16 protein-coding genes are annotated in these 19,195 nt (G+C 66.4%); 12 read left to right on the forward strand and 4 right to left on the reverse strand.

Translation table 11 applies throughout. From position 1 onward, the window contains the following. The first annotated feature begins 14 nt into the window (after positions 1 to 14). From prpC to U5768_RS16175, 6 genes are all read left to right on the forward strand, one after another. Positions 15 to 1,181 carry a 2-methylcitrate synthase gene (gene prpC, locus U5768_RS16150; RefSeq protein ID WP_322031411.1) on the forward strand — a complete coding sequence of 389 codons (1,167 nt, stop codon included), beginning with the start codon at positions 15 to 17 and terminating at the stop codon, positions 1,179 to 1,181. A gap of 138 nt (positions 1,182 to 1,319) precedes the next feature. Beyond that, a complete protein-coding gene (gene acnD / locus U5768_RS16155) occupies positions 1,320 to 3,914 on the forward strand; it encodes a Fe/S-dependent 2-methylisocitrate dehydratase AcnD (RefSeq protein WP_322031412.1) in 2,595 nt (864 codons plus the stop codon). A gap of 47 nt (positions 3,915 to 3,961) precedes the next feature. After that, positions 3,962 to 4,342, forward strand: a complete 381-nt coding sequence (locus tag U5768_RS16160) for an endonuclease domain-containing protein (protein ID WP_322031413.1) — start codon at positions 3,962 to 3,964, stop codon at positions 4,340 to 4,342. 11 nt (positions 4,343 to 4,353) lie between these two features. Next, the gene (gene prpF / locus U5768_RS16165) at positions 4,354 to 5,544 is read left to right on the forward strand and encodes a 2-methylaconitate cis-trans isomerase PrpF (RefSeq protein WP_322031414.1); all 1,191 of its coding nucleotides are present in this window, start codon (positions 4,354 to 4,356) and stop codon (positions 5,542 to 5,544) included. 195 nt (positions 5,545 to 5,739) lie between these two features. Next, entirely contained in the window at positions 5,740 to 5,937 is a 198-nt protein-coding gene (locus tag U5768_RS16170) for a type II toxin-antitoxin system VapB family antitoxin (protein WP_322031415.1), read from the forward strand. Further along, positions 5,934 to 6,305 carry a type II toxin-antitoxin system VapC family toxin gene (locus U5768_RS16175; protein WP_322031416.1) on the forward strand — a complete coding sequence of 124 codons (372 nt, stop codon included), beginning with the start codon at positions 5,934 to 5,936 and terminating at the stop codon, positions 6,303 to 6,305. Before U5768_RS16170 ends, U5768_RS16175 begins: the two co-directional genes overlap by 4 nt. 16 nt (positions 6,306 to 6,321) lie before the next feature. Here U5768_RS16175 and U5768_RS16180 read toward each other — a convergent pair whose 3' ends face one another. Then, positions 6,322 to 7,185, reverse strand: coding sequence for a peptidoglycan DD-metalloendopeptidase family protein (locus U5768_RS16180; protein WP_322031417.1), 864 nt, complete (start codon positions 7,183 to 7,185; stop codon positions 6,322 to 6,324). A gap of 716 nt (positions 7,186 to 7,901) precedes the next feature. Here U5768_RS16180 and U5768_RS16185 point away from each other — a divergent pair. Both U5768_RS16185 and U5768_RS16190 read left to right on the forward strand, forming a co-directional pair. After that, a complete protein-coding gene (locus U5768_RS16185; protein ID WP_322031418.1) occupies positions 7,902 to 8,999 on the forward strand; it encodes an OpgC domain-containing protein in 1,098 nt (365 codons plus the stop codon). A 124-nt stretch (positions 9,000 to 9,123) separates the two neighbouring features. After that, the gene (locus U5768_RS16190; RefSeq protein ID WP_322031419.1) at positions 9,124 to 9,978 is read left to right on the forward strand and encodes an alpha/beta hydrolase; all 855 of its coding nucleotides are present in this window, start codon (positions 9,124 to 9,126) and stop codon (positions 9,976 to 9,978) included. A gap of 36 nt (positions 9,979 to 10,014) precedes the next feature. On the opposite strand, the gene U5768_RS16195 is transcribed toward U5768_RS16190, so the two are convergent. Next, positions 10,015 to 11,082 carry an AI-2E family transporter gene (locus U5768_RS16195; RefSeq protein ID WP_322031420.1) on the reverse strand — a complete coding sequence of 356 codons (1,068 nt, stop codon included), beginning with the start codon at positions 11,080 to 11,082 and terminating at the stop codon, positions 10,015 to 10,017. A 382-nt stretch (positions 11,083 to 11,464) separates the two neighbouring features. On the opposite strand from U5768_RS16195, the gene U5768_RS16200 reads away from it, so the two are divergent. Next, the gene (locus U5768_RS16200; protein ID WP_322031421.1) at positions 11,465 to 11,767 is read left to right on the forward strand and encodes a DUF3331 domain-containing protein; all 303 of its coding nucleotides are present in this window, start codon (positions 11,465 to 11,467) and stop codon (positions 11,765 to 11,767) included. A gap of 25 nt (positions 11,768 to 11,792) precedes the next feature. On the opposite strand, the gene U5768_RS16205 is transcribed toward U5768_RS16200, so the two are convergent. Beyond that, positions 11,793 to 12,293, reverse strand: a complete 501-nt coding sequence (locus U5768_RS16205; protein WP_322031422.1) for a thioesterase family protein — start codon at positions 12,291 to 12,293, stop codon at positions 11,793 to 11,795. Between the two features lie 246 nt (positions 12,294 to 12,539). Between U5768_RS16205 and U5768_RS16210 the strand changes: the two genes are divergently transcribed. After that, the gene (locus U5768_RS16210; RefSeq protein WP_322031423.1) at positions 12,540 to 15,101 is read left to right on the forward strand and encodes an adenosylcobalamin-dependent ribonucleoside-diphosphate reductase; all 2,562 of its coding nucleotides are present in this window, start codon (positions 12,540 to 12,542) and stop codon (positions 15,099 to 15,101) included. A 10-nt stretch (positions 15,102 to 15,111) separates the two neighbouring features. Here the strand turns inward: U5768_RS16210 and U5768_RS16215 are convergent, their stop codons facing one another. Next, positions 15,112 to 16,023 (reverse strand): LysR family transcriptional regulator, encoded by a 912-nt coding sequence (locus tag U5768_RS16215; RefSeq protein ID WP_322031424.1) that lies wholly within the window; start codon positions 16,021 to 16,023, stop codon positions 15,112 to 15,114. A gap of 130 nt (positions 16,024 to 16,153) precedes the next feature. Between U5768_RS16215 and U5768_RS16220 the strand changes: the two genes are divergently transcribed. Together U5768_RS16220 and U5768_RS16225 are read left to right on the forward strand one after the other, a co-directional pair. Then, entirely contained in the window at positions 16,154 to 17,950 is a 1,797-nt protein-coding gene (locus U5768_RS16220) for an acyl-CoA dehydrogenase family protein (protein ID WP_322031425.1), read from the forward strand. Next, a complete protein-coding gene (locus U5768_RS16225) occupies positions 17,947 to 19,179 on the forward strand; it encodes a CoA transferase (RefSeq protein ID WP_322031426.1) in 1,233 nt (410 codons plus the stop codon). The genes U5768_RS16220 and U5768_RS16225 overlap by 4 nt, the downstream gene beginning before the upstream one ends. Positions 19,180 to 19,195: the final 16 nt, after the last annotated feature.

Here is a 19,195-nt window from a genome sequence, read left to right on the forward strand (position 1 = left end):
GAGAGGAAGACACCATGAGCGAAGCAGAAAACACGACGCAAGCCGCAGGCGGTTTCAAGCCGAAGAAGTCCGTCGCGCTTTCGGGCGTGGCGGCGGGCAACACGGCGCTGTGCACCGTGGGGCGCACCGGCAACGACCTCCACTACCGCGGCTATGACATTCTCGATCTCGCGACCGCGTGCGAATTCGAAGAAGTCGCGTACCTGCTCGTGCACGGCAAGCTGCCGAACACGGCGGAACTCGCCGCGTACAAGACGAAGCTCAAGGCAATGCGCGGCCTGCCCGCCAACGTGAAGACGGCGCTGGAAGCCGTGCCCGCTTCGGCGCACCCGATGGACGTGATGCGCACGGGCGTCTCGATTCTCGGCACCGTGCTGCCCGAGAAGGACGACCACAACCTGCCGGGCGCGCGCGATATCGCCGACCGCCTGATGGCCTCGCTCGGCTCGATGCTGCTGTACTGGTATCACTTTTCGCACAACGGCAAGCGCATCGAAGTCGAAACCGACGACGATTCGATCGGCGGCCACTTCCTGCATCTGCTGCATGGCCGCGCGCCGTCGAAGTCGTGGGTCGACGCGATGCACGTGTCGCTCAACCTCTACGCCGAGCACGAGTTCAACGCCTCGACGTTCACGGGCCGCGTGATCGCGGGCACGGGCTCGGACATCTATTCGGCCATCACGGGCGCGATCGGTGCGCTGCGCGGCCCGAAGCACGGCGGCGCGAACGAAGTCGCGTTCGAGATCCAGTCGCGCTACGAAAACGCCGACGACGCAGAAGCCGATATCCGCGCGCGCGTGGAAAAGAAGGAAGTCGTGATCGGCTTCGGCCACCCCGTCTACACGATTTCGGACCCGCGCAACAAGGTCATCAAGGAAATCGCGAAGAAGCTCTCGAAGGAGCAGTCGAACATGAAGCTGTTCGACATCGCCGAGCGCCTCGAATCGACGATGTGGGAAGTCAAGAAGATGTTCCCGAACCTCGACTGGTTCAGCGCCGTGTCGTATCACATGATGGGCGTGCCGACGGCCATGTTCACGCCGATCTTCGTGATCGCGCGCACGGCCGGCTGGAGCGCGCACATCATCGAGCAGCGCATCGACAACAAGATCATCCGCCCGAGCGCGAATTACACGGGCCCGGAGAATCTGAAGTTCACGCCGATCAGCAAGCGCTGAGCGACGCGTACCAGTTGGCCGGACGGGCTATGACGTCCGGACGACTGGGAGACGGCGGCGCGCGCGTCTAGAGTGAGGACATTCGCTCATGGCGCGCGCGAGCCGCCGCCAACCCACTACATCTTTGGTCCCCCAGCCGTGAATACCGCCTACCGCAAGTCCCTCCCGGGCACCCGGCTCGATTACTTCGACGCGCGCGAAGCCGTCGAGGCTATCCAGCCCGGCGCCTACGCAACGCTGCCGTACACCTCGCGCGTGCTCGCCGAAAACCTCGTGCGCCGCTGCGACCCGGCCACGCTCACCGCGTCGCTTACGCAGCTCATCGAGCGCAAGCGCGATCTCGACTTCCCGTGGTTCCCGGCGCGCGTGGTCTGCCACGACATCCTCGGGCAAACGGCGCTCGTCGACCTCGCCGGCCTGCGCGACGCCATCGCCGATCAGGGCGGCGACCCCGCCAAGGTGAATCCGGTCGTGCCGGTGCAACTGATCGTCGATCACTCGCTCGCCGTTGAATGCGGCGGTTTCGATCCGGACGCGTTCGACAAGAACCGCGCGATCGAAGACCGCCGCAATGTCGACCGCTTCGACTTCATCAACTGGACGAAGAAGGCGTTCAGAAACGTCGACGTGATTCCGCCGGGCAACGGCATCATGCACCAGATCAATCTGGAGAAGATGTCGCCGGTGATCCAGGCGCGCGACGGCGTGGCGTTCCCCGACACCTGCGTCGGCACCGACAGCCACACGCCGCACGTGGACGCGCTCGGCGTGATCGCCATCGGCGTGGGCGGCCTCGAAGCCGAGAACGTCATGCTCGGCCGCGCCTCCTGGATGCGCCTGCCCGACATAGTCGGCGTGGAACTCACCGGCAAGCGCCAGCCCGGCATCACGGCCACCGACATCGTGCTCGCGCTCACCGAATTCCTGCGCAAGGAAAAGGTCGTGGGCGCGTACCTGGAGTTCCGTGGAGAAGGCGCGTCGAGCCTCACGCTCGGCGACCGCGCCACGATCTCGAACATGGCGCCCGAATACGGCGCCACGGCGGCGATGTTCTTCATCGACAACCAGACGCTCGACTATCTGCGCCTCACGGGCCGCGAAGAAGAGCAGGTCAAGCTCGTCGAAACCTATGCCAAAACGGCGGGCCTGTGGGCCGACACGCTCGCCCGCGCGCAATACGAGCGCACGCTCACGTTCGATCTGTCGAGCGTGGTGCGCAACATGGCCGGCCCGTCGAACCCGCACAAGCGCCTGCCCACGTCGGCGCTCGCCGAGCGCGGCATTGCGGGCAAATGGGAAGAAACGCCGGGCCGGATGCCCGACGGCGCGGTCATCATCGCCGCCATTACGAGCTGCACGAACACGAGCAATCCGCGCAACGTGATCGCGGCCGCCCTGCTCGCGCGCAACGCGAACGCGCGCGGTCTCGTGCGCAAGCCGTGGGTGAAAAGCTCGCTGGCTCCCGGTTCGAAAGCTGTCGAGCTTTACCTCGAAGCAGCCAACCTGCTGCCGGATCTGGAGAAGCTCGGCTTTGGCATCGTCGCGTTTGCCTGCACCACGTGTAACGGCATGTCGGGCGCGCTCGATCCGAAGATCCAGCAGGAGATCATCGACCGCGATCTCTACGCCACGGCCGTGCTCTCGGGCAACCGCAACTTCGACGGCCGCATTCACCCGTATGCGAAGCAGGCGTTCCTGGCCTCGCCGCCGCTCGTCGTCGCGTATGCGATTGCGGGCACGATCCGCTTCGACATCGAACGCGACTCGCTCGGCACGGACAAGGACGGCAAGCCGGTATATCTGAAGGACCTCTGGCCGACCGATGAGGAAATCGACGCCATCGTCGCGAAGAGCGTGAAGCCCGAGCAGTTCCGCAAGGTGTACGAACCGATGTTCGCGCTCACGCCGGAAAGCGGCGAAACGACCGACCCGCTCTACGACTGGCGCGCGCAAAGCACGTATATTCGCCGTCCGCCGTACTGGGAAGGCGCGCTGGCCGGCGAGCGCACGTTGAAGGGTCTGCGCCCGCTTGCCGTGCTCGGCGACAACATCACGACGGACCACCTCTCGCCTTCGAACGCCATCCTGCCGAACAGCGCGGCGGGCGAGTACCTCGCGAAAATGGGCCTGCCCGAAGAGGACTTCAACTCGTACGCCACGCACCGCGGCGACCACCTCACGGCGCAGCGCGCCACCTTCGCGAACCCCACGCTCGTCAACGAGATGGCCGTGGTGGATGGCGCCGTGAAGAAGGGGTCGCTCGCGCGTATCGAGCCGGAAGGCAAGGTCACGCGCATGTGGGAAGCCATCGAAACTTACATGGATCGCAAGCAGCCGCTCATCATCATCGCGGGTGCCGATTACGGCCAGGGTTCGTCGCGCGACTGGGCGGCCAAGGGCGTGCGTCTCGCGGGTGTGGAAGTGATCGTGGCGGAAGGCTTCGAGCGCATTCACCGCACGAACCTGATCGGCATGGGCGTGCTGCCGCTGGAGTTCAAGGCGGGCACGAATCGCACGACGCTCGGCATCGACGGCACGGAAACGTATGACGTGATCGGCGAGCGCACGCCGCGCGCCGACCTCACGCTCGTGATTCAGCGCAAGAACGGCGAGCGCGTGGAAGTGCCGGTCACCTGCCGGCTCGACACGGCGGAAGAAGTGTCGATCTACGACGCGGGCGGCGTGCTGCAGCGTTTCGCGCAGGACTTCCTGGAGTCGTCACAGGCAGCGTGAAAAAGCCCCTCTCCCGCGAGGGAGAGGGGTTGGGGAGAGGGGGAGGAATGAACCAACTCCAGTTAGCAAGAAGTCTGCGCAAAAACATGACCGAGGCAGAGCATCTGCTGTGGCGTCATCTTCGCGCGCACCGCTTGCGCGGCGAGAAGTTCCGCCGGCAACAACCGATCGGCCCGTACATTGTGGATTTCGTGCATTTCGGTGCGCGTGTGGTCATCGAAGCAGATGGCGGACAGCACAATGGAAACGCCGACGACGCGGTGCGCGACAGATGGTTGCGGGGACGAGGCTTCACTGTCTTGCGGTTCTGGAATCACGAGATCTTGATCGACGTTCACGCGGTGCTTGAGGTGATTCTGATGGCACTCTCCCCCTCTCCCCCGGCCCCTCTCCCTTCAGGGAGAGGGGAGTCCGATAGATTGCATTGATTGAGGATTGCATGAGCCATATACCCCAGATCAAAATCCCCGCCACTTACATTCGTGGCGGCACCAGCAAAGGCGTGTTTTTCCGCCTTCAGGATCTGCCCGCTTCGGCGCAGCAGCCCGGTGAGGCGCGCGACAAGCTGCTCATGCGCGTGATCGGCAGCCCCGATCCGTACGGCAAACAGATCGACGGCATGGGCGGCGCCACCTCCAGCACGAGCAAGACCGTGATCGTCGCAAAGAGCAGCAGGCCCAATCACGACGTCGACTATCTGTTCGGCCAGGTCGCCATCGACAAGGCCTTCGTGGACTGGAGCGGCAACTGCGGCAATCTCTCCGCCGCCGTGGGCCCGTTCGCGATCAGCGGCGGTCTCGTCGACCCGAACCGCGTGCCCGACAACGGCATCGCGACCGTGCGCATCTGGCAGGCCAACATCGGCAAGACGATCATCGCGCACGTGCCGATGACGAACGGCCACGTGCAGGAAACCGGCGACTTCGAACTGGACGGCGTGACCTTTCCCGCCGCCGAAGTGCAACTCGAATTCCTCGATCCGGCCGCCGAGGAAGAAGGCGCTGGCGGCTCGATGTTCCCCACCGGCAGCCTGGTGGACGACCTCGAAGTGCCGGGCGTGGGCACGCTCAAGGCCACGATGATCAACGCGGGCATTCCGACGATCTTCGTGAACGCGGATGCCATCGGCTATACGGGCACGGAATTGCAGGACGCGATTAACAGCGACGACGCCGCGCTCAAGAAGTTCGAGACGATCCGCGCGCACGGCGCATTGCGCATGGGCCTGATCAAGCACCTCGACGAAATCGCCACGCGCCAGCACACGCCGAAAATCGCCTTCGTCGCGAAGCCGGCGGGCTACACGGCATCGAGCGGCAAACGCGTGGAAGCCGGCGACGTCGATTTGCTGGTGCGCGCGATGTCGATGGGCAAGCTCCACCACGCCATGATGGGCACGGCAGCCGTGGCGATCGGCACGGCGGCGGCCATTCCCGGCACGCTCGTCAATCTCGCGGCGGGCGGCGGCGAGCGCAGCGCGGTGCGCTTCGGGCATCCGTCGGGCACGCTGCGCGTGGGCGCCGAGGCGCGCCAGGAAAACGGCGAATGGACGGTCACGAAGGCCATCATGAGCCGCAGCGCGCGCGTGCTGATGGAGGGCTGGGTGCGGGTGCCGGGAGACGCGTTTTAAAGAACGCGGTCAAGCAAGCGCGCTGTTCGCGCGGAAGAAAAACCCGCCCCGGCGTCTCGCAGACGTCGGGGCGGTTTTGTTTTAGCGCAATGTTTTTTAATCCAGCAAGAGGATCCGCCTTGGATACATCAAAAACCGCATCATTTGATGCTACATTGAGTGCCTGCACATTCAGGGCATTCAGGGGTAACTGCCATGCGCACCACCATCACACTCGACGACGACTTGATCGCCAAAGCCCAGGCCTATACCGGCCTGGAAGAAAAGACGGCCCTCGTGCGCGAAGCCCTCAAAGCCCTTATCCAGCGCGAGGCAGCGAAACGGCTTGCGAACCTTGGTGGCAGTCAGCCCGGTATCGTCGCCGCGCCGCGCCGCCGGGCGGTTACCGAATGATTCTGGTCGACACGTCGATCTGGATCGATCATTTCAACGCCGCCGATCCCCTGCTGATCGGTCTGCTCACAGATGAACGCGTGCTCGCGCACGCTTACGTGATCGGCGAAATCTCGCTGGGGAATTTGCGCGAGCGCGAGGTCGTGCTCGGCGCCCTGCGCAACCTGCCCGCCGTGCCCGTCGCCACACCGGAAGAAACCTTTTATCTGATCGAGCAAGCGCAGTTGTCCAGTCGCGGCATCGGCTACGTCGATACGAGTTTGCTCGCGTCGGCCCGGCTGCAACCGGGCGTCACGATCTGGACGCGGGACAAGCGGCTGGGCAAGGTTGCCGGCGACCTCGGTCTCGCCGCACAAATCGGACATTAACCACACGCCGCCGCGCTCAGCCTTGCGGCGACGACGGCAAATACGGCATCGGGTCCACGGGCTTTCCGTCCCGGCGCACCTCGAACAGCACCGCCACGCGGTCGTTGTTCTCGCTGCCCATCTCGGCAATCTGCTGGCCCTGGTGCACCGTGTCGCCGGTCTTCACGAGCAGGCGGCGGTTATGCGAATAAGCCGTGAGAAAGTCCTTGTTGTGCTGGACGATGATCAGGCTGCCGTACTCGTTCAGGCCCGTGCCCGCATACATGACCTTGCCGTCCGCGGCGGCGATCACGGGGTCGCCAGCCTTGCCCGCGATCTCGATGCCGCGCGTAGTGCCCTGCGCGAACGGCTCGACCACGCGGCCGTGCGCGGGCCACACGAGCGCGACGCTGCTCGCGTGGCGCCCCACTTCGGCCGCTACCTGACGGTTTGCCGCCGGGTTCGCGGTGGAGTTCGCCGCTGCGCCGCCCGCTTGCGGGGCGGCGGCCTGCACGGTGATCGTCTGCTTCGAAACCAGCTTGAGCGACTGACCCGCGCGCAGATGGCCGTTCGGCTTAAGGTGGTTCCACGCCGTCAGGTCCTTGACCGACACGCTGTGCTTTTGCGCGATGCGCTGAATCGTGTCGCCGCGGCGCACGCGCACGTACGTCGTTTTCGTGACCACGCGCGTGACGGGTGCGCTCGCCGCCAGTGGCGCGCTGCTGGCGTCGGCGCTCGTTGCATCCGAAGCCGGCGTCGCCGCTGCCGCCGTGTCGGGCTGCGGCTGTTGTTGGGGTTGCTGCTGGTTCATGTTGGCACAGGCGCCCAGCAGGGCCGCCACGCCCAACGCGGCCAGGAAACCCGCAAGACCGCGCTGGCCGATACGATCGTCTTCGAACATTGCTCTCTCCCGCGGCACCTGCCGCCGTACGACGCAGCGAGTGAGGCCTGGGACGGTCTGCTGCGTGTGCCGCGCTCCCGCCCTTCCGGCGTTCCGGCTCGCCCGCGCCGGGTCGCTTCGATATGCGTTCAAGGTGACGGCATCTCGAGCGATAAATATTTCAACGCACGTCATTGCCGCCGTAACGAACGAACGTGCCATCTCAAAATTGATGCGGCATTGTAAAGCGCAACTTCCCGGAAACAGCCCAGGGAGAACACTTTGAAACAAATGTTAAATACACGAATTCTCGCCGTACGAATCCTTTATCGAACGGCGGAGGGAAAGCCCGCAAAGCCGCGTCATGGCGACGTTTGTTGCGTAAAGCACGGTCGTGCCCCTTCCCCTGCCTTATCGGCACATGCCCCGGAAACTTGAACAACGCACTAGCAATGCCCAATGAAAGGCGTTTGAAATTACGGTAGTATCGGCGGCATCAACGTAAACCCCAATGTCAAGGGAACCCTGGCGTATTCTTGAGGTCTTTTCCTGCGCTTGTCGCGCAACCATCCTGGCGGCCCTAACGAAGTTCCCGGCGCCTGACGCCCCGCGAACCTCGCCCGAATTTCCGATTTCCTGATCGTCCCGGGCAGGGACTTCCAGCATCTGCCCGCCCGGTCCGTGCGCATCATCGGCCGCCTCGTGCGCCTCATGCGCGCCCGGCCCGCTGCACCAACATGTCAAAGTCATCCAATCGTCTAGTCGAACTCGACTTCTTCCGCGGCCTCGTCCTGCTCATCATCGTCGTCGATCACATCGGCGGCAGCATCGTCTCGCGCGTCACGCTGCACGCCTACGCGCTGTGCGACGCCGCCGAAGTGTTCGTCTTCCTCGGCGGCTTCGCCACGGCCACCGCGTGGGCCGCGCTCTGCGCGCGCCGTACCGAGGCCGCGGCGCGGCAGCGCTTCATCAAGCGCGCCTTCGAGATCTACCGCGCGTTCGTCGTCACGGCGCTCTTGATGCTGCTCGTCACGGCGATACTCGTTGCGTGCAACGTAGATGCCCCCAACCTCGCCACCACCGATCTCGACGATCTCACGCTCGCGCCCGCCGCCGCGTTGCGCGACATCGTGCTGCTGCGGCGCCAGCCGTATCTGGCCGGCGTGCTGCCGATGTATGCGTGTTTCGCGCTCGCCGCGCCGCTCGCGCTGCCGCTTGCGCGCACGCGGCCCTGGCTGCTGCTGGCCGTGAGCCTCGCGCTCTGGGGCGTCGCGCCGCACCTGGCGCCGTGGCTGCCGCACGTCGAAGACGTGCCATGGGACTTCAACCCGTTCGCGTGGCAACTGATGTTCGTGCTCGGCGTGATCGCGCAGGCGCAACCGGTGTTCCAGCGGGTGAGCGCGCATCGCTTCGGCACGCTCGTCACCGTCGCGGCGCTCGCCGTCGTGGCGGCTGCCGCGATCTATCGCCTGCAGCTTGGCAACGTCGCGCTCGACAGCGACTTCAAGCGCAATCTCGCCTGGTTCCGCGCGCTCAACTTCCTTGGCATCGCGTGGCTCACGGCGCACTTCATCCGCCTCGGCTGGGCGAAGCGCGCGGCGCATGCGCTGCCCTGGGTGGGCCTCGTCGGGCAGAAGGGGATGCTCTCGTTCGTGGCCGGCGCCGTGATTTCGCTCACCGTCGACTCCGTGCTCTACTGGTACACGGACGGCTATCTGAACGTGCCGCTCGGCCTCTGTGCGGACGCCGTGGCCATCACCGCGCTGCTGCTCGTCGCGCGCGCCCCCGGCCCGCTCAAGCGTCTGCTGCCTTCGCGCGCCAAAGCTTCCGCGTGAACCACCGCAGCCCGCGGTCGCAACCGCGCGCCGGCTCGCCGATCACGGCTTCCGGCGCGCACGAGCGGCTGCTAGCATGATGACCCCGCGCCGCCGGCGCGCCACCTTCCTCGATGTTCCTGCCATGCGCAGATTCCTTCGCACCGTGCTGCTCCCGCTCGCACTTTCCTGCGCGGCATTCGTCGCGGCGGCCGCGCCTGCCGCGGCGAGCACGATCGCGGTCCGCACGTTCCACTCCGCGGCCCTCGACCGCGAATGGCCCTACGTGGTGTATCTGCCGAACGGCTATCGCGCCGACCAGGGGCGCTACCCGGTGCTCTATCTCCTGCACGGCAACAACGGCGAGCCGATGGACTGGATCACGCAAGGCCAGCTCCAGAGCGCCGCCGACGCGCTGATCGCGCGACACGAGATTCCGCCCGTGGTGATCGTGATGCCGCAAGGGGGCACCGACTGGTACGTCGACCGCAAGGAAAGGATGGAGACGGCGTTCTTCCAGGACCTGCTGCCCGAGATCGAGTCGCATTTCGCGGTGGACGACGCCCGCGACGGCCGCGCGATCGGCGGTGTCTCCATGGGCGGATTCGGCGCGCTGCGCTACACGCTGGAGCACCCCGACATGTTCTGCGGCGCGCTGCTGCTGTCGCCGGCGGTCTATGCGAGCGATCCGCCGCCCGGCTCGGCGGCGCGGCACGTGGGCGTGTTCGGCGACCATCAGTTCGACGCGCAGATCTGGCGCACGCTCAACTATCCCGCGCTCTGGAAGGCCTATTTCGCGCGGCCCTGGCGCGTGCCGTTCTTCATCGCCGCCGGCGACGACGACCTCGTGATCCAGGCCGAGTCGTCGCTGCTCTACACGCGGCTGCGCGAGGCCGGCAATACGGCGGCGCTGCGCATCGTGGACGGCGGCCACGTGTGGCCGGTGTGGCGCGAACTGCTGCCGGCCGCGCTCAAGTACACGCTCGGCTGCTTGCGCTGAGCGAGGCGCACGGCGCGCCTCGTCGCGCAACACGCATCACTCCGCCCAGTTCACCCAAAGCACCATCAGGACGGTCATGAGCGCCGGGCCGATGAAGATGCCGATCAGGCCGAAGGTCGTCGCCCCGCCCAGAATGCCGAACAGCACCAGCAGAAACGGCAGGCGCGTGGAATTGCCGATCAGCACGGGCCGCACGAAATGCTCGGCGACGAACACCACCACGAACCCCCAGATCGCGAGCGCGGCGGCGGCGATCAGCGAACCCTGGACGACGAGCCACAGCGCCGCGCCGCAAAACACGATGGGCGCGCAAAACGGCAGCATGGCCGCGATGGCGGTCACGGTGCCGAGCAGCGCCGCATGCGGCACGCCGGTCGCGATATAGGCCGCGGCCAGCAGCACGCCCTCTCCCAGCCCCACGACCACGAGCCCCGTGACCGTGGCGCGCACGGCGGCGGCCATGCGCTGCAGGAGCTGCGCGCCGTCGGCGCCGAAGGCGCGGCGCGCACCGCGCATCACCGTGGCCGAGAGGCGCGGTCCCGCGCGGAAGATCACGAACAGCGTGACGAGCGTGAAGCCGAATGTCACCGTGGCGTGGGCGGCGCGCGCGCCGAAGTGGCGGCCGAACGAAGCGATGGTATCGCCGTGCAACCGCTTCATCGCCGGGGAAGCCTTGAGCGGCTGGGCAAGATTGGCCTGCCACCAGTCGCCCACCTGGCGACTGCCCACCGGCAGATGCGAAACGAAGTCGGGCACCGGCACGCCGTTCTCCTGGGCCGAGCGCAGCCAGAGGTAAAGCTCGTGGGCCTCGCCGCCGGCCTGAATGGCCGTGACGGCGATCGGCAGGACCACGAGCAAGCCGATCGCCGCCGTGAGCAGCGTAGCGATCAGCGTCTTGCGGCCCTTGAACCAGGCGCGGCGCTCGATCGACTGATAGGCGGGCCACAGGACGATGGCGAAAACGCTCGCCCAGGCCACCGCGGGCAGGAACTCGCGCACGATCCACAGCGCCAGCAGGACGAGCGTGGCGAACAGCGCCGCGGAAGCGGCGCGCTGGATTTTCTGCTCGTTTGCGGAGTTCGGAGCAGGCGGACGATGAATCATGTAACCTCGTGAATATTCAAAAACAAGTGCTCGGATTTCGTGGCGGCGCAGCCGCGACACAGCAGCACCGCGACGCAGCAAGCCGGTCGAACCGGCCCGGTCTTCCCTCTGATTCCCAGCCGCCCCAGCCGTTCCGTCCCTACCGTGGAACGCCCTCCAGGCGCCCGTTTTCGGGGCCCCTCGATGTCGCGTTAAATACAACAGTGCGTTGCACAAATTCGCGATGTCGACCCTAAATCCCCCGCAACCCCCATTCCTTCGTTAATTGCAACGTGTCGCAGGTCGATTGTTGCGGATAATGGAATGGTGTTTCAACGGCGATAGAATGGCACTTGTCGGCGCGCAGGAATACATTCGCGGCACCACACTTACGGAGCCGACAATGAAGAAAAAAGCGTGCCTCTCGCTTGACGGAGCCAACGGTGAGCGTATCGAGATCCTCGAACAGACCGATACGGCGCTGGTCATCCGCTGGGTCGAACCCGGGCGCTGTCATTATGGCGAACAGCGCTGGCGCCGTCGTTCGGCGCATTCTTCGGGCACCTGCGCCGTGTCGCGCCGCAAGATCCGCCGTGGTGACGCCGTGTTCAAGCCGGCCGAACGCCCCGCGCCGCTCAATGCCTCCGTCATGATCGCAGCCGAAGTGTTCGGCGACCTCATCGGCGCGGAACGGGCGGCAACGTAGCCGCAGCGGCGTCGGCAGCGCGTGTTCAATGCGGTGCACGAGGCGCCAGCGAAATCGCCCGCGCGGCATGGCGCGGCGCAAAACCCCCGGACACAGCGCGCAACGCCGCCACGCGCCCGAGCACATCGGCGTCCAAGGCCGCCGCGCGAGGGCCCGAGCGATCCACGTGCAGGAGCAATTGCTCGCTCGCCGAGACGGGCGAGGCTCCCGCATCGTCGATATCGCCCGCGAACATCTCCAGATACAGGCGCACGCGTTTCGCGTCGTGCTCGATCACCCGAACGTCGACGCGCACCCGCGCGCCCTCCTTGATCTCGCGGAAGTAGTTCAGATGCGCTTCCAGCGTGTACATCGACCGGCCGCGCGCATCCCGCGTTGCCGCATCGAGTCCGATGGCGTCGAGCAGCGCGTCGGTCGCGTAGCTGTAGATCAGCATGTAAAACGCGTCGCGCAAATGGCCGTTGTAATCGACCCACTCTGCCCGCACCGTGTCACGGTAGACCACGGGCGCCGTTTCGTTCGTCATCCAGTTCCCTCTTCCTTCTTCCCGTTCGGTGCCCGCGTGCAGGCGGGAGCAGTGTAACCGCAGAGCCGCTTTGGCCGCCGCGACAATGGCATGGTCCGGCGCCGCCGCATGCGCGCTCGCGCCGCCGTGCACGCCGCGCGCCGCTGCGGTAAGGTTGAACGATTGCGGCACTGCCGCTGCGCTGCGAACCCCGTTCCAGCGCCCTTCAACCGACGCAGCCCGCGCGGCGCTTCGCGAGGCCCGGCCATGGCAGAAAACACGCCCCCGCTTCCGTTTCCCCCGCAGCAGTTCTCGCTCGACGTGATGCTCGAGAAGTACGCCAAAGGCGACGAACAAACCGCCGACGACATCTACCGCCGCGTCGCGCGCGGCGTCGCGCAGGTCGAGCCGCCCGCGCTGCGCGCCGAAGTCGAGGCGCGTTTCGTCGACAACCTGCGCAACGGCGCGCTGGGCGCGGGGCGGATCATGAGCGCGGCGGGCGCCGGCATCGACGCCACGCTGATCAACTGCTTCGTGCAGCCGGTGGGCGACAGCATCCAGGGCGTGGACGACGAGGGCCGCCCCGGCATCTACGTCGCGCTATTGCAGGCCGCCGAAACCATGCGGCGCGGCGGCGGCGTGGGCTACAACTTTTCGGCGATACGGCCGCGCGGCGCGCATGTGAAGTCGACGGGATCGAGCGCGTCTGGGCCGTGCAGCTATATCGACGTGTTCGACGCCTCGTGCCGCACCGTGGAAAGCGCGGGCTCGCGGCGCGGCGCGCAGATGGCCGTGCTCGACTGCGATCATCCCGACCTGCCCGAATTCATCGAGGCCAAGCACTCGAAGGGGCGCTGGAACAACTTCAACGTCTCGGTCGCCGTGACCGACGAATTCATGCGCGCCGTGGAAAACGACGCGCCCTGGCAGCTCGTGCATCGCGCCGGGCCGTCGCCGGCGTTGCGCGCCTCGGGCGACCTGCGGCGCCGCGACGACGGCCTCTGGGTCTACGCCGAAACGCGCGCCCGCGCGCTGTGGGACACGATCATGCGCTCGACCTACGACGTGGCCGAGCCGGGCGTGGTGTTCATCTCGCGCATGAACGAGGACAACAACCTGCGCGCGCTCGAAAGCATCCGCGCGACCAACCCGTGCGGCGAGCAACCGCTGCCCGCCTACGGTTGCTGCAACCTGGGGCCGCTCGATCTCACGCGCTTCGTGATCGAGCCGTTCGCGCAACTGCGCGGCGGCAAGCCTGATTTCGACTGGAACGCACTCGCCGAACGCACCGGCACCCAGGTGCGTTTTCTCGACGACGTCCTCGATGCCACGCTCTGGCCGCTCGCCGAGCAGCAGGCGGAGGCGGCGGCCAAGCGGCGTATCGGCGTGGGCTTCACGGGACTCGGCGACACGCTCGTCATGCTCGGCATTCGCTACAACACGCCCGAAGGTTGCGCGTTCGGCGCGCGCGTGGGACGCACGATGCGCGACGCCGCCTATCGCGCTTCCGTCGAACTGGCGCGCGAGCGCGGCGCGTTTCCGCTTTTCGATGCCGTCAGCTATCTCGAAGACGGCACCTTCGCCTCGCGCCTGCCCGACGACCTCAAGGCCGCGATTCGCGAACACGGCATCCGCAACAGCCATCTGCTTTCCATCGCGCCCACGGGCACCGTGAGCCTCGCGTTCGCCGACAACGTGTCGAACGGCATCGAGCCCGCGTTCTCGTGGACCTACCAGCGCACGCGCCGCATGGCCGACGGCAGCCGCGAAACGTTCAACGTCGAAGACCACGCCTGGCGCGTGTACCGCGAACTGGGCGGCGACGTGAACGCGTTGCCCGCGTATTTCGTGAGCGCGCTGGAAATGAGCGCGCAGGAACACGTGGCGATGATGGCGGCCGTGCAGCCGTACGTCGATACGTCGATCTCCAAGACCGTCAACGTGCCGGCTGATTATCCGTTCGAAGACTTCGAGAATCTCTATCTCGACGCATGGCGGCGTGGCCTGAAGGGACTCGCGACCTACCGGCCCAATGAGACGCTCGGCGCGGTGCTGCAAACGCTGCCCCCCGAAACGGCGGCAAGCGCCGACGACGCGCTCGGCGACACGGTGCTCGACCCGCTGCGGGTCGCGATCGACCATCGGCCCAAGGGCGAACTGCCCGCCGTGATCGAGAAGATCGAATACATCACGCAGACGGGCAAGGTATCGCTCTACGTGGCGGTGTCGTTCCTCGAAGTGACCGGCCAGGTTGGCGGCGAAGCCATGACGATCGAGCGGCCTATCGAATTCTTCATTCCCGTGGGCCAGCGCGACGAACAGCAGCAATGGATCACGGCGACCATGCGTTCGCTCTCGCTCGCGGCGCGCGGCGGCTTCGTCGCGCGAAACTTGCAGGATTTGCGCAAGGTGTCGTGGGATCGCGGCCAGGTGCGCTATGGCGAAACGCAACGCCTCGACGGGCGGCGCATACCGTTGTGGCACGACTCCGAGGTCGCGGCCATCGCCTATGCGATCCAGCAGATTCTGCATCGGCGCGGCTTTCTCGATGCCGAGGGGCGCCAGGTGCCGTCGCGGCTGCTCGCGCAGCGGCGCGACGGCGCGCTGGCCGCGCAATTCCCCGGCAACACTGGCAACGCGCGGACCGACGCCGAGAAGCCCGGCGACCAGGTGCTGGATGGCGACAACGCGCTGCCCGCCGATACGCAGCACGCGTTTGCCCACGCGATGCTCGGCCGCAAGTGCGGGTCGTGCGGGGCGAATGCGGTGATCCGCAAAGATGGGTGCGATTTTTGTACGGCGTGCGGGGAGATCGGGACCTGCGGTTGAGGTTTGGCGCTCAAGCCCTGGGCGGCGCAGCGTCCGCCCTGGTTTCCTTGCCTCTCCCAAGATACCCCGCAAACCCCTGCGCCAACGCATTCGCCTCGCCGCCGCGCACGAGTCGCAGCACCTGCGATTCATAAGGATTGCTACCCAACGGCCGGAACACCACGCCCCCGCCTCCCGCAGCGCCGAGCGCGGCCGGCACGAGCGCCACACCCATGCCGAATTCCACCATGGTCACGACGGTTTGCCAGAGCCGCGCTTCGTGGCGAATCTGCGGGCTGAAACCGGCTTCCACGCAAGTCGCGATGATCTGGTCGTGATAGTGCGGCGACACCGAGCGGGGAAACAGGATGAACGGTTCGCGCGCGAGCGTCCCCAGTTCGATGCGCCGCCTGCGCGCAAGCTTGTGTCCCTCCGGCAAACAGCATAGGAACGGCTCGGAAAACAGCACCTCCGATTCCACCTCGGCTGGAAAGCGCCCCCAATGCGCGAAGCCCAGATCGATCTGCAGGCGCTGCAGCGCCTGCACCTGTTCGGCCGTGTTCATCTCGCGAAGCACCACTTCCACGGCCGGATGATCGGCCTCGAAACGCCGCACCGCCGCCGGCAGCCCGCGATAAAGCATCGAATTGACGAAGCCCACGCGCAGCCGCCCGGCCAGCCCATGCGCCGAGCGCGCCGCGATGCGCCGCACTTCGTCGGCCTGCTCCAGCAGCCGCCGCGCCTCTTCCAGCAACACGTTGCCCGCGTTAGTCAGCGCAACAGCCTTGTTCGTGCGCTCGAGCAGTTGCACGCCTAGCTGCTCCTCGAATTTGCGGATATCGAAGCTCAGCGCCGGCTGCGAAATGAAAAGCCGGCGCGCCGCGCGCCCGAAGTGCAGTTCTTCGGCGACGGCCACGAAATAGCGCAATTGCTTGAGTTCCATGGCGGGCTCCTTCGCGCTCCATCGATAGATAGCGCTTATCGTACATGACATCGGTTGTATTGGACCGTTATCGAAGCCGCGCCTAAGCTACGCCCAATCGCAGCGCAAAACAGCACGGAGACAGCACACGATGAGCGATCGACCCGCCTTCGCCACGCAGGCCGCACAGGTAAGCCCGGCCCCCAGCGGCTCGGCCAACATTCCCGATAGCCGCGGCATCAACTTCTACACGAGCGACCCCGGCTTCGCGCCCCTTTTGCGCAGCTACCTCGGGGAAGCCGCATTCGGCGCGCTCGAAGCGCGGCTCGTCGCGCTCGGCCAGCGCGCCTCCGACGAACTCGACGCACTGGCGCTCGTCGCCGACAAGCATCCGCCCACGCTCGAACAGCGCACGCGCAGCGGCGAAGCGATCCAGCGCATCGACAAGCATCCCGACTATGTCGCGCTCGAACGCGTCGCGTATGCGGAGCTTGGCCTCGCGGCCATGAGCCATCGCGAGAATGCGCCCGCGCCGCTCGTCAAATATGCGCTCACCTATTTGTTCGTGCAGGCCGAATTCGGGCTGTGCTGCCCCGTGAGCATGACCGATTCGCTCACGCGCACGCTGCGCCGCTTCGGCTCGCCCGAACTCGTTGCGCGCTATTTGCCGATGCTCGCCTCGCAGGACTTCGACACGCTCTACCAGGGCGCGATGTTCATGACCGAACAGGCCGCAGGCTCGGACGTCGCGCGCATCGCCACCCGCGCCACGCGTGAGCGCAATGCGGATGGCGAGGACGTGTGGCGTCTTTACGGCGACAAGTGGTTCTGCTCGAACGCCGACGCCGATCTCGCGATGGTGCTCGCGCGCGCCGACGACGCGCCTCCGGGCATCAAGGGCCTCGCCCTCTTCCTGCTGCCGAAAACGCTCGCCGACGGAACACGCAACGCCTATCGCATCGTGCGCCTGAAGGACAAGCTCGGCAGCCGCTCCATGGCGAGCGGCGAGATCGTGCTGGAAGGCGCGCAGGCGTACTTGATCGGCGAAGTGGGCCGCGGCTTTCATCAGATGGCGGACATGATCAACATGTCGCGGCTGTCGAACGGCGTGCGCGCCGCGGGCCTCATGCGCCGCGCCGTGACCGAAGCGCTGCACGTGGCGCGCAACCGCGAAGCGTTCGGCCGCAAGCTGATCGACATGCCGCTCATGCAGCGTCAATTGCTCAAGATGATGCTGCCCGCCGAACAGGCGCGCTCGATGTTCATGCACATCGCCACCTTGCTCGCGCGCGCCGATAAAGGCGACGCGCTCGCGGCGAAGTGCGTGCGCATTCTCACGCCGCTCATCAAGTTCCGCGCGTGCCGCGACGCGCGCCGCGTCACCGGCGACGCCATGGAAGTGCGCGGCGGCGTGGGCTATATCGAAGAGTGGAGCGACCCGCGACTCGTGCGCGACGCGCATCTCGGCTCGATCTGGGAAGGCACGAGCAATATCGTCGCGCTCGACGTGGCGCGCGCGGCGAAGCGCGAAGGCGCACTCGAAGCGCTCACGCAACACGTGCATGCGGAGCTTGCCGAAAGCGGCGTGCCCGATGCCAGCGCAGCGCTCCTGCGCGACGTGTTCGACCGCGCGGGCGCGGCACTCGTGAGCGTGGCCGAATGCGGTCGCGACGAATCGGTACGTCAGGCCGCGAGCGCGCTCTATCACGCCACGACTGCGGCCCTCATGGCGTGCGAGGCCGCGCGCATTTCGCACGTCGCTCCCGATTTCCGGCGCCTCGCGCTCGCCCATATGCTCGTGCGCCACAAGCTGCTGCCGCGCGACCCGCTCGCGCTCGACGAACGCGACGAAAACGCCGCGACGCTGCGCGCGCTCGTGGACGAATGCGCGCTAACGCTGGATCAGGCCATGCAACTGATCCCGGCACACCGAGGCGACGCACGATGAGCACTATCAAGGACTCCGGATCAACCGGCGTGAACGGCGCACTGCACGGCCTGCGCGTGATCGATCTGAGCCGCGTGCTGGGCGGCCCGTACTGCACCCAGGCTCTTGCCGACCACGGCGCCGAAGTCATCAAGCTCGAACCGCCCGATGGCGACGAAACGCGCGGCTGGGGGCCGCCCTTCGTCGGCGATACGGCGTCGTACTACGTGGGCGTGAACCGCAACAAGCAGGGCATCGCTGTCGATCTCTCGCGCGAAGAAGGCCGGGCGATTCTCTGGCAACTGCTCGAAGGCGCGGACGTGCTGGTCGAAAACTTCAAGCCGGGCACGCTAGCGCGCTGGGGTATGGATTACGAGCGCGATTTGCGTGCGCGTTTTCCGCGCCTTATCCACTGCGCGATTTCGGGCTTCGGCCCGGACGGCCCGCTCGGCGGCCTGCCGGGCTACGACGCCGTGATTCAGGCGATGGCGGGCCTCATGAGCGTGAACGGCGAGCACGACGGCCCCGCGCTGCGCATCGGCCTGCCGATCGTGGACATGGTCACGGGCCTGAATGCGCTCGCGGGCATTCTGCTCGCGCTGGCCGAACGCGAAAAGAGCGGCCTCGGGCAGTCGGTGGATATCGCGCTTTACGATTGCGGCGTGTCGCTCCTGCATCCGCATTTGCCGAACTATTTCGGCAACGGCCGCACGCCGCAACGCAGCGGCAACGCGCATCCGAACATCGCGCCGTACGACAGCTATGCCACGGCCAACGCGCCGATCTTTCTCGCCGTGGGCAATGACCGCCAGTTCGCAAAGCTCTGCGCGCACCTGGGCGTACCCGACCTCCCCAACGACCCGCGTTTCGCCGATAACCGCAGTCGCTGCGCGCATCGGGCCGAACTCAAGGCAGCACTCGAAGCGCGGCTGGCCGCGCACGACTGCGAGCCGCTCGCGCGCGATCTGATCCAGGCCGGCGTGCCGTGCGGCCCGGTGCAGACCGTCGATGCCGTGGCCGCGCATCCGCATACGCAACACCGCCGCATGATCGTCGAAATGGAAGGCTATCGCGGCACGGGCGCTCCCGTGAAGCTCTCGCGCACGCCGCCGACCTATCGCACGCTTCCACCCGCGCTGGGCGCCGACACGCGCGCCGTGATGGACGCGCTAGGCATCGACGCCGATACGCAGCAGCGGCTTTTCGAATCCGGCATTGTCAAGGAGACCGAAACGACGGCAAGTGTTTAGCGTTTCATCGGACCTC

Origin of the sequence: Paraburkholderia sp. J76, from assembly GCF_905220295.1 — a bacterium.
In the GTDB taxonomy this organism is placed as follows: Bacteria; Pseudomonadota; Gammaproteobacteria; order Burkholderiales; family Burkholderiaceae; genus Paraburkholderia.

Bases quoted from the DNA above. Each gene is read 5' to 3' on its own strand.
- U5768_RS16180 (WP_322031417.1), bottom strand. From the start codon at position 7,185: ATGTTCGAAGACGATCGTATCGGCCAGCGCGGTCTTGCGGGTTTCCTG.
- U5768_RS16205 (WP_322031422.1), bottom strand. From the start codon at position 12,293: ATGACGAACGAAACGGCGCCCGTGGTCTACCGTGACACGGTGCGGGCA.
- U5768_RS16225 (WP_322031426.1), top strand. From the start codon at position 17,947: ATGAGCACTATCAAGGACTCCGGATCAACCGGCGTGAACGGCGCACTG.
- U5768_RS16195 (WP_322031420.1), bottom strand. From the start codon at position 11,082: ATGATTCATCGTCCGCCTGCTCCGAACTCCGCAAACGAGCAGAAAATC.
- U5768_RS16210 (WP_322031423.1), top strand. From the start codon at position 12,540: ATGGCAGAAAACACGCCCCCGCTTCCGTTTCCCCCGCAGCAGTTCTCG.
- U5768_RS16160 (WP_322031413.1), top strand. From the start codon at position 3,962: ATGAACCAACTCCAGTTAGCAAGAAGTCTGCGCAAAAACATGACCGAG.
- U5768_RS16215 (WP_322031424.1), bottom strand. From the start codon at position 16,023: ATGGAACTCAAGCAATTGCGCTATTTCGTGGCCGTCGCCGAAGAACTG.
- U5768_RS16200 (WP_322031421.1), top strand. From the start codon at position 11,465: ATGAAGAAAAAAGCGTGCCTCTCGCTTGACGGAGCCAACGGTGAGCGT.
- U5768_RS16170 (WP_322031415.1), top strand. From the start codon at position 5,740: ATGCGCACCACCATCACACTCGACGACGACTTGATCGCCAAAGCCCAG.
- U5768_RS16190 (WP_322031419.1), top strand. From the start codon at position 9,124: ATGCGCAGATTCCTTCGCACCGTGCTGCTCCCGCTCGCACTTTCCTGC.
- U5768_RS16185 (WP_322031418.1), top strand. From the start codon at position 7,902: ATGTCAAAGTCATCCAATCGTCTAGTCGAACTCGACTTCTTCCGCGGC.
- prpC (WP_322031411.1), top strand. From the start codon at position 15: ATGAGCGAAGCAGAAAACACGACGCAAGCCGCAGGCGGTTTCAAGCCG.
- U5768_RS16175 (WP_322031416.1), top strand. From the start codon at position 5,934: ATGATTCTGGTCGACACGTCGATCTGGATCGATCATTTCAACGCCGCC.
- U5768_RS16220 (WP_322031425.1), top strand. From the start codon at position 16,154: ATGAGCGATCGACCCGCCTTCGCCACGCAGGCCGCACAGGTAAGCCCG.
- prpF (WP_322031414.1), top strand. From the start codon at position 4,354: ATGAGCCATATACCCCAGATCAAAATCCCCGCCACTTACATTCGTGGC.